The sequence below is a fragment of the Ruania albidiflava DSM 18029 genome (genome assembly GCF_000421225.1).
Classification (GTDB): Bacteria; Actinomycetota; Actinomycetes; order Actinomycetales; family Beutenbergiaceae; genus Ruania; species Ruania albidiflava.
Genome location: NZ_ATWL01000048.1, coordinates 1 through 2,526 on the forward strand (window position 1 = coordinate 1; position 2,526 = coordinate 2,526).

Below are 2,526 nucleotides of genomic sequence, written 5' to 3' on the forward strand. Positions count from 1 at the left end.
GTTGGGGTGACGGCGTGCCTTTTGAAGAATGAGCCTGCGAGTTAGTGGCATGTGGCGAGGTTAACCCGTGTGGGGGAGCCGTAGCGAAAGCGAGTCCGAAATGGGCGGCCGGAGTCGCATGTTCTAGACCCGAAGCGAAGTGATCTATCCATGGCCAGGTTGAAGCGCGAGTAAAACCGCGTGGAGGACCGCACCCACCTAGGTTGAAAACTGGGGGGATGAGCTGTGGATAGGGGTGAAAGGCCAATCAAACTTCGTGATAGCTGGTTCTCCCCGAAATGCATTTAGGTGCAGCGTCGCGTGTTCCTTACTGGAGGTAGAGCTACTGGATGGCTGATGGGCCCAACCAGGTTACTGACGTCAACCAAACTCCGAATGCCGGTAAGTGTGAGCGCGGCAGTGAGACTGCGGGGGATAAGCTTCGTAGTCGAGAGGGAAACAGCCCAGACCACCAGCTAAGGCCCCTAAGCGTGTGCTAAGTGGGAAAGGATGTGGAGTTGCACAGACAACCAGGAGGTTGGCTTAGAAGCAGCCATCCTTGAAAGAGTGCGTAATAGCTCACTGGTCAAGTGATTCTGCGCCGACAATTTAGCGGGGCTCAAGCACACCGCCGAAGCTGTGGCATCTACGCATGTAGCCAGGCATCTGCTCCTTGTGGGTGGGTGTCCAGGTGTGTGGATGGGTAGGGGAGCGTCGTGTGGTGGGTGAAGCGGCAGGGTGACCTAGTCGTGGACGCCACACGAGTGAGAATGCAGGCATGAGTAGCGAAAGACGGGTGAGAAACCCGTCCGCCGAATGACCAAGGGTTCCAGGGCCAGGTTAATCCGCCCTGGGTAAGTCGGGACCTAAGGCGAGGCCGACAGGCGTAGTCGATGGACAAGCAGTTGATATTCTGCTACCGGCGAAGAACCGCCCATACCGAGCCCGGTGATGCTAAGCGCCCGAAGCGCCCGTGAACCCTGCCCTTCGGGGGAGGGAGCGGGTGTGGAGCGCGTGACCCGAACCGGTAGTAGGTAAGCGTATTAACAGGGGTGACGCAGGAAGGTAGCCCAGCGTGTCTTATGGCTAGGCGCGTCCAAGGCTGTAGGGCGAGGTGTAGGCAAATCCGCACCTCATGTGCCTGAGAGCTGATGGTGACAGCGGATGCTGGATGATTGGGTGATCCTATGCTGCCGAGAAAAACCTCGACGCGAGGTTCTAGCCGCCCGTACCCTAAACCGACTCAGGTGGTCAGGTAGAGAATACCAAGGCGATCGAGAGAATCATGGTTAAGGAACTCGGCAAAATGCCCCCGTAACTTCGGGAGAAGGGGGGCCCAACGCGTGAACCACCCGTTGCGGTGGGGAGCGTGAGAGGGCCGCAGAGACCAGGGAGAAGCGACTGTTTACTAAAAACACAGGTCCGTGCGAAGTCGCAAGACGATGTATACGGACTGACGCCTGCCCAGTGCTGGAAGGTTAAGAGGACGGGTCAGCCCCTATTTTGGGGCGAAGCTCAGAATTTAAGCCCCAGTAAACGGCGGTGGTAACTATAACCATCCTAAGGTAGCGAAATTCCTTGTCGGGTAAGTTCCGACCTGCACGAATGGCGCAACGACTTCTCCGCTGTCTCGACCATGAACTCGGCGAAATTGCATTACGAGTAAAGATGCTCGTTACGCGCAGCAGGACGGAAAGACCCCGGGACCTTTACTATAGCTTGGTATTGGTGTTCGGTACGGCTTGTGTAGGATAGGTGGGAGACTGTGAAACGCCCGCGCCAGCGGGTGTGGAGTCATCGTTGAAATACCACTCTGGTCGTTCTGGACATCTAACCTCGGTCCGTGATCCGGATCAGGGACAGTGCCTGGTGGGTAGTTTAACTGGGGCGGTTGCCTCCTAAAAAGTAACGGAGGCGCTCAAAGGTTCCCTCAGCCTGGTTGGCAATCAGGTGTCGAGTGTAAGTACACAAGGGAGCTTGACTGTGAGACGTACAGGTCGAGCAGGGACGAAAGTCGGAACTAGTGACCCGACGGTGGCTCGTGGAAGCGCCGTCGCTCAACGGATAAAAGGTACCCCGGGGATAACAGGCTGATCTTGCCCAAGAGTCCATATCGACGGCATGGTTTGGCACCTCGATGTCGGCTCGTCGCATCCTGGGGCTGGAGTTGGTCCCAAGGGTTGGGCTGTTCGCCCATTAAAGCGGTACGCGAGCTGGGTTTAGAACGTCGTGAGACAGTTCGGTCCCTATCCGCTGCGCGCGCAGGAAATTTGAGAAGGCCTGTCCCTAGTACGAGAGGACCGGGACGGACCAACCTCTGGTGTGCCAGTTGTTCCGCCAGGAGCACGGCTGGTTAGCTACGTTGGGAAGGGATAACCGCTGAAAGCATCTAAGCGGGAAGCCTGCTTCAAGATGAGATTTCCTAGAGGACCTTGTGCCTCGAGAGGCTCCCAGCTAGAACACTGGGTTGATAGGCCGGATGTGGAAGCACAGCAATGTGTCCAGCTGACCGGTACTAATACGCCGAAGACTTAACCACACCCCCCC

The 2,526-nt window shown here is 57.1% G+C and carries 1 rRNA gene; it reads left to right on the forward strand.

Annotation, left to right across the window (positions count from 1 at the left end):
- A 23S ribosomal RNA gene (locus K338_RS0119400) occupies nt 1-2,518 on the forward strand; the annotation flags it as partial.
- Nucleotides 2,519-2,526 lie beyond the last annotated feature (8 nt).